This window comes from Citrobacter sp. Marseille-Q6884, from assembly GCF_945906775.1.
GTDB lineage: Bacteria > Pseudomonadota > Gammaproteobacteria > Enterobacterales > Enterobacteriaceae > Citrobacter.
In genome coordinates, this window is sequence record NZ_CAMDRE010000001.1 from 3,175,865 (window position 1) to 3,182,370 (window position 6,506).

7 protein-coding genes are annotated in these 6,506 nt (G+C 51.5%); 2 read left to right on the forward strand and 5 right to left on the reverse strand.

What is annotated here, in order from left to right; all coding sequences use genetic code 11:
• Positions 1–145: 145 nt before the first annotated feature.
• Genes purB through rluE form a run of 5 tightly spaced genes read right to left on the reverse strand, consistent with a single transcriptional unit; the run spans position 146 to position 4,451 of the window.
• A complete protein-coding gene (gene purB / locus N7268_RS15070; RefSeq protein WP_198904460.1) occupies positions 146–1,516 on the reverse strand; it encodes an adenylosuccinate lyase in 1,371 nt (456 codons plus the stop codon).
• A gap of 3 nt (positions 1,517–1,519) precedes the next feature.
• The gene (gene hflD, locus N7268_RS15075; protein WP_198904459.1) at positions 1,520–2,161 is read right to left on the reverse strand and encodes a high frequency lysogenization protein HflD; all 642 of its coding nucleotides are present in this window, start codon (positions 2,159–2,161) and stop codon (positions 1,520–1,522) included.
• Between the two features lie 35 nt (positions 2,162–2,196).
• Positions 2,197–3,303 (reverse strand): tRNA 2-thiouridine(34) synthase MnmA, encoded by a 1,107-nt coding sequence (gene mnmA, locus N7268_RS15080; protein WP_198904458.1) that lies wholly within the window; start codon positions 3,301–3,303, stop codon positions 2,197–2,199.
• Positions 3,304–3,356: 53 nt separating this feature from the next.
• Positions 3,357–3,818, reverse strand: coding sequence for an NUDIX hydrolase (locus N7268_RS15085; RefSeq protein ID WP_260863509.1), 462 nt, complete (start codon positions 3,816–3,818; stop codon positions 3,357–3,359).
• 9 nt (positions 3,819–3,827) lie between these two features.
• Positions 3,828–4,451 (reverse strand): 23S rRNA pseudouridine(2457) synthase RluE, encoded by a 624-nt coding sequence (gene rluE / locus N7268_RS15090; protein ID WP_260863510.1) that lies wholly within the window; start codon positions 4,449–4,451, stop codon positions 3,828–3,830.
• A 202-nt stretch (positions 4,452–4,653) separates the two neighbouring features.
• Here rluE and icd point away from each other — a divergent pair, with 202 nt between their 5' ends.
• Together icd and tnpA are read left to right on the forward strand one after the other, a co-directional pair.
• Positions 4,654–5,904 (forward strand): NADP-dependent isocitrate dehydrogenase, encoded by a 1,251-nt coding sequence (gene icd / locus N7268_RS15095; RefSeq protein ID WP_260863511.1) that lies wholly within the window; start codon positions 4,654–4,656, stop codon positions 5,902–5,904.
• A 194-nt stretch (positions 5,905–6,098) separates the two neighbouring features.
• Positions 6,099–6,506: IS200/IS605 family transposase (gene tnpA / locus N7268_RS15100; protein ID WP_260863512.1), on the forward strand; the 408-nt coding region annotated here is incomplete at its 3' end.

A 6,506-nucleotide genomic window follows, 5' to 3' on the forward strand; every position in this document is an offset into this window, starting at 1 on the left:
TATCTCCCTTCATTAACGGTACGAATATTTTAACGCTGATTATGGTGTTGTGGGGATAAACATTTAATAAACCGAGGGGAGGGAATCGTGCGGGGCATAAAATTAACCGGCCGGATGTGCACGTGCGCATCCGGCCAGTTACGGATTACTTCAGCTCATCAACCATGGTTACCGCACGACCAATATAGTTGGCCGGCGTCATTGCTTTCAGGCGCGTTTTCTCTTCTTCAGGCAGCGCCAGACCATCAATAAACTGTTTCATGCCTTCAGCATCAACGCGCTTACCGCGGGTCAGTTCTTTCAGCTTCTCGTACGGCTTTTCAATGCCATAACGACGCATGACGGTTTGAATCGGCTCTGCCAGAACTTCCCAGTTGTGATCCAGTTCGTCCAGCAGATGGTCGCGGTTCACTTCCAGTTTGCTAACGCCCTTCAGGGTGGACTGGTAAGCGATCAACGCATAGCCAATACCCACGCCCAGGTTACGCAGCACGGTAGAGTCTGTCAGGTCACGCTGCCAGCGGGAAACCGGCAGTTTGCTTGCCAGATGCTGCAGTACCGCGTTAGACAGGCCCAGGTTGCCTTCGGAGTTTTCGAAGTCGATTGGGTTAACCTTGTGCGGCATGGTGGAGGAGCCAATTTCACCGGCAATGGTTTTCTGTTTGAAATGGTTCAGGGCAACATAACCCCAGACGTCGCGGTCGAAGTCGATCAGGATGGTGTTGAATCGCGCGATGCAATCAAACAGTTCTGCGATGTAATCGTGCGGTTCAATCTGCGTGGTATACGGGTTCCACTGAATGCCCAGTGATGTCACAAACTCTTCGCTGAACTGGTGCCAGTCAACTTCCGGGTATGCGGCGATGTGGGCGTTATAGTTGCCGACGGCACCGTTGATTTTACCGAGAATTTCAACCTGGTTTAACTGGCGATACTGGCGCTCCATACGGTATGCCACGTTAGCCATTTCTTTACCCAGTGTAGAGGGCGTGGCTGGCTGGCCGTGGGTACGAGAGAGCAGAGGAATATCGCGGTATTGCACAGACAGATCTTTGACCGCATCGATAAGTTTACGCCAGTAAGGCAGAACCACTTCGTCACGTGCGGTTTTCAGCATCAGTGCATGAGACAGGTTGTTGATGTCTTCAGAGGTACAGGCAAAGTGGATGAATTCGGAAACAGCATGCAGCTCCGGGATATCGGCCACTTTTTCTTTCAGGAAATACTCAACTGCCTTCACGTCATGGTTGGTCGTACGCTCAATGGTTTTGATACGTGCAGCATCTTCTTCATTGAAGTTCGCGACGATCGCATCAAGGAAACCGATTGCGTCGGCAGCAAAAGCAGGAACTTCCTTGATCGCTGCGTGCGCGGCCAGTTTTTGCAGCCAGCGTACTTCAACCTGTACGCGGAATTTCAGCAAACCGTATTCGCTGAAAATCCCGCGCAGCGCGCTGACTTTATCGCCGTAGCGTCCATCGACAGGGGAAACGGCGGTCAGTGAGGATAATTCCATAGATCACAACTCCGGGGTTAAATGAGCAAGAATTTGTTTTGCCTGAGTGGTCAGGCGATTACGAGAAAACATGAGTTGCAGACGTCCGCCACCTACCTGGTGCCAGAGCACGGCAGAACGGATGCCTGCCAACAGCGAGGCGCGTACCTTGGCCTGAACCTGCGGGCTCTGGAGAATAGCGGGTGAACCCGTGACCTGGATACGCGGGCCGAGCGGGCTGATGACGTCAACATAGATGCCCGCCATGGCGCTCATCAATGTTTCTGACTGCAAATCAAAATGGTCTAACTGGCGCTGCAAACCGTTGATTCGGTCTCCAAGCGTGTCCATCGCGCCTTTGGCCGCGGAAAGCTTACGTTCCAGCACCATCAGGCTTAGCGTGTAGCGGGTGAGTTCTGCGTTCAGACCCTGACGGCTGCTGGCGTTTAGCACACCCAGCAACGTTTCCAGACCCAGACGCAAATTGGCTTCACTCCCGCCAAACACGCCCAGCGTCGAGCTGGGATTCATGTCGATGACACTGTTCAGTGAAACGTGGAGCGCATCGGCATCACAATGCCCCTGGTGTGCCAGTTGTTGCACCAGGCGTGCCGACTGGCAAATACCTGCCAGGGCGAGGGTGATGTCATAATAATTCTTTGCCACGGTCACTGCTTCCTTGTATGAGATCAATAAAGTAATTATACCGGCAGAGGCAGTCGCTGCTCGATGATACCGCCGCCGAGGCACACTTCACCGTTGTAAAAGACTGCAGATTGACCCGGCGTGACTGCGGCAACGGGCTCATCAAAAATGACTTCAATTCGTTCGTCATCCAGTGCTTTCACGGTGCATGGAATGTCGGTCTGGCGATAGCGAGTTTTCACGGTACAGCGCATCGTACCGGTGAACGTTTCACGATCCACCCAGTGCAATTGTTGTGCGATCAGACCAACGGACATCAGGCGTGGGTGTTCGTGACCCTGAGCGACAACCAGAATGTTGTTCTCAACGTCTTTATCCACCACATACCACGGTTCTTCGGTACCTTCTTTGGTGCCGCCAATACCCAGACCTTTACGCTGACCCAGAGTGTGATACATCAGTCCCTGGTGCTGGCCAATTTCTTCGCCATCCACGGTGATGATTTTTCCAGGTTGCGCCGGAAGGTAACGTCCAAGGAACTCGCGGAATTTACGTTCGCCGATAAAGCAGATGCCGGTGGAGTCTTTTTTCTTCGCTGTAATCAGATCGAGATCTTCAGCAATTTTACGCACCTGCGGCTTGGACAGTTCGCCCACCGGGAACAGACTTTGTGCAATTTGCTCATGCCCAAGGGTATAGAGGAAATAGCTCTGGTCTTTATTGCCGTCGAGACCACGTAGCAGGCGGCTTTTACCGTCCACATCGGCGCGGCGCACATAGTGTCCGGTGGCAATGTAATCCGCACCTAAATCTTCGGCGGCAAACTCAAGGAAGGCTTTAAATTTTATCTCTTTGTTGCACAGAATATCCGGGTTCGGCGTACGACCCGCTTTGTACTCTTCAAGGAACAGTTCAAAGACGTTGTCCCAATATTCTGCGGCAAAGTTTACGGTATGCAATTCAATGCCGAGTTTGTCACAGACCGCCTGCGCATCTGCAAGATCGGCGGCCGCTGTGCAGTATTCCTCGCCATCATCCTCTTCCCAGTTTTTCATGAACAGGCCTTCTACCTGATAACCCTGTTGTTGCAACAGCCAGGCAGAAACGGAGGAATCGACACCGCCGGACATGCCGACGATCACTTTTTTTGGGCTTTCAGACATAGGAATACTCACGACATTGAACTTCAAGGCGGCATATTCTAGCACGCAGCCCCTTACTTGACACCCTCTGTAAATGGCCAGTTAAATTCGCCGACCATTGCCAATGGGTATCGTTGCCCACTCTGATAACAACGCACACTCTCGGCAACCAGCGATGAACGCAGGTTTGGCGCAGACATAATCTCTTCCGCACTCACCCATCGACAACAATCTATATCGCTGTCATGGGGTTCAGTAGCGCACATATTGGCAAGCTCGATAGAAAACAGAAAACGTAAGAATGGCGTCCTGTCTGGCGCAATCCACTGATGCATGCGGATGAAGTGTTGAGGCTGCGCGCGGATACCTGTTTCTTCCCACAGCTCGCGCGCGGCAGCCTGCACCAGGGTTTCATCTGCTTCGAGATGCCCGGCAGGTTGGTTCCACAGCGCTTTGCCGTTTATGGTTTCCTCAACGACTAAAAACTTATCCTCTGCGTGCACGATGCAGGCAACGGTAACGTGCGGTTTAAACATACCTGTTCCTTATTCTGTTGCATCCCGCCATTGGCCATTAGCGAGATTCTCCAGTGTGTAATCCCCCATTGCATAACGGATCAGCCGCAGAGTGGGGAAACCGACGTGGGCTGTCATACGGCGAACCTGACGGTTGCGGCCTTCATATAAGGTCACTTTCAACCAGGTGGTGGGAATATTTTTCCGCTCGCGAATCGGAGGATTTCGCGGCCACAGCCATTCAGGTTCATCAACAATATCAATGCCCGCCGGCAGGGTGGGGCCATCATTGAGCGTCACGCCATCTCGCAAGGCTTGCAACGCTTGCGGGGTCGGTTCACCTTCGACCTGAACGTAATAAATTTTCCCGGTACGTTTGCCTGGTTGCGTCAGTCTGGCCTGTAGCGCGCCATCATTGGTGAGCACTAAAAGCCCTTCGCTATCGCGATCCAACCGACCCGCCGCGTAGACGCCTTGTACGGGAATAAAATCTTTTAACGTCCTGCGACCCGCCTCGTCAGTAAATTGTGGCAAAACATCGTAGGGTTTATTGAACAAAACCACGCGTTTTGGCTGGTTTTCTTTACGCTGCTTAGTGACTTGTCGTGAGCTGAATCGCTCAACCCGGTGATTTCTAAAAGAAGTTTTTTGCATGGTATTTTCAGATTATATCAATTGCCGCATTATAGCCTAAGAACGAGTGTCTTTCATGGCGGCGAACAATAGGGTAGTATTGACACGCTCATTACAAATCATTAACAAAAAGTTGCTCTAACGCATCCGTGTAGCAGGACGCAAACGCACATGCAGCGTGATGACAGACGAGCAGAACCAGAAGCGCTCGAAGGAGAGGTGAATGGAAAGCAAAGTAGTTGTTCCGGCGGAAGGTAAGAAGATCACCCTGCAAAACGGCAAACTCAACGTTCCTGAAAATCCGATTATCCCGTTCATTGAAGGCGACGGTATCGGCGTTGATGTAACCCCACCGATGATTAAAGTTGTCGATGCTGCTGTCGAGAAAGCCTATAAAGGCGAGCGTAAAATCTCCTGGATGGAAATCTACACCGGTGAGAAATCCACCCAGGTTTATGGCCAGGATGTCTGGCTACCTGCTGAAACCCTTGATCTGATTCGTGACTACCGTGTTGCCATCAAAGGCCCACTGACTACGCCAGTTGGCGGCGGTATTCGCTCTCTGAACGTTGCGCTGCGTCAGGAACTTGACCTGTACGTCTGCCTGCGCCCCGTTCGTTACTACCAGGGCACGCCAAGCCCGGTTAAACATCCTGAACTGACCGACATGGTCATCTTCCGTGAAAACTCTGAAGACATTTACGCGGGTATCGAATGGAAAGCAGACTCTGCAGACGCAGAGAAAGTGATTAAATTCCTGCGCGAAGAGATGGGTGTGAAGAAAATTCGCTTCCCGGAACATTGCGGTATCGGTATCAAACCGTGTTCTGAAGAAGGGACTAAACGCCTGGTTCGTGCGGCGATTGAATATGCTATCGCCAACGATCGTGATTCGGTTACCCTGGTCCATAAAGGCAACATTATGAAGTTCACCGAAGGCGCGTTTAAAGACTGGGGTTACCAGTTAGCGCGTGAAGAGTTCGGTGGTGAACTGATCGACGGCGGCCCGTGGGTTAAAATTAAGAACCCGAAAACCGGTAAAGAGATCGTGGTTAAGGACGTTATCGCCGATGCGTTCCTGCAACAGATCCTGCTGCGTCCGGCTGAGTACGACGTGATCGCGTGTATGAACCTGAACGGTGACTACATCTCCGATGCGCTGGCGGCACAGGTGGGTGGTATCGGTATCGCGCCGGGTGCAAACATCGGTGACGAATGCGCACTGTTCGAAGCGACTCACGGTACTGCGCCGAAGTATGCAGGCCAGGACAAAGTGAACCCGGGTTCCATCATCCTGTCTGCTGAAATGATGCTGCGTCACATGGGTTGGACCGAAGCGGCTGACCTGATCGTTAAAGGTATGGAAGGCGCGATTAACGCCAAGACCGTAACCTATGACTTCGAACGTCTGATGGATGGCGCTAAGCTGCTGAAATGTTCAGAGTTTGGTGACGCGATTATCGAAAACATGTAATCCAGATTCTGGGTTGTATGAAAACGGGAGCCGTGAGGTTCCCGTTTTTTTGTGCACAGAAAACCCCCAGCTAGGCTGGGGGTTCCGGAAAGCTTTCAGCTTTGAGCCAGTTATTAAAACCCCTTTTGATTTGTTAAAACACCTTGCGGTCTGGCAACTGCAAGAGTCAAACAAGAAATCAAAAGGGGGTCCCAATGAGGGACGAAAAGAGCTTAGCGCACACCCGATGGAACTGTAAATATCACATAGTTTTTGCGCCGAAATACCGAAGGCAGGCGTTCTACGGAGAGAAACGTAGAGCACCAGGCGGGATCTTGAGAAAGCTATGTGAATGGAAAAACGTACGAATTCTGGAAGCGGAATGTTGCGCAGATCATATCCATATGCTTGTGGAAATCCCACCGAAAATGAGTGTGTCGGGTTTTATGGGATATCTGAAGGGGAAGAGTAGCCTGATGCTGTATGAACAGTTTGTAGATCTGAAGTTCAAATACAGAAACAGGGAGTTCTGGTGTCGGGGTTACTATGTGGATACGGTAGGGAAGAACACGGCGAAGATACAGGAATACATAAAGCACCAGCTTGAAGAGGATAAAATGGGA

Excerpts from the sequence above, each read along its gene's own strand:
- purB (WP_198904460.1), bottom strand. The coding sequence starts at position 1,516 with ATGGAATTATCCTCACTGACCGCCGTTTCCCCTGTCGATGGACGCTAC.
- mnmA (WP_198904458.1), bottom strand. The coding sequence starts at position 3,303 with ATGTCTGAAAGCCCAAAAAAAGTGATCGTCGGCATGTCCGGCGGTGTC.
- N7268_RS15085 (WP_260863509.1), bottom strand. The coding sequence starts at position 3,818 with ATGTTTAAACCGCACGTTACCGTTGCCTGCATCGTGCACGCAGAGGAT.
- rluE (WP_260863510.1), bottom strand. The coding sequence starts at position 4,451 with ATGCAAAAAACTTCTTTTAGAAATCACCGGGTTGAGCGATTCAGCTCA.
- icd (WP_260863511.1), top strand. The coding sequence starts at position 4,654 with ATGGAAAGCAAAGTAGTTGTTCCGGCGGAAGGTAAGAAGATCACCCTG.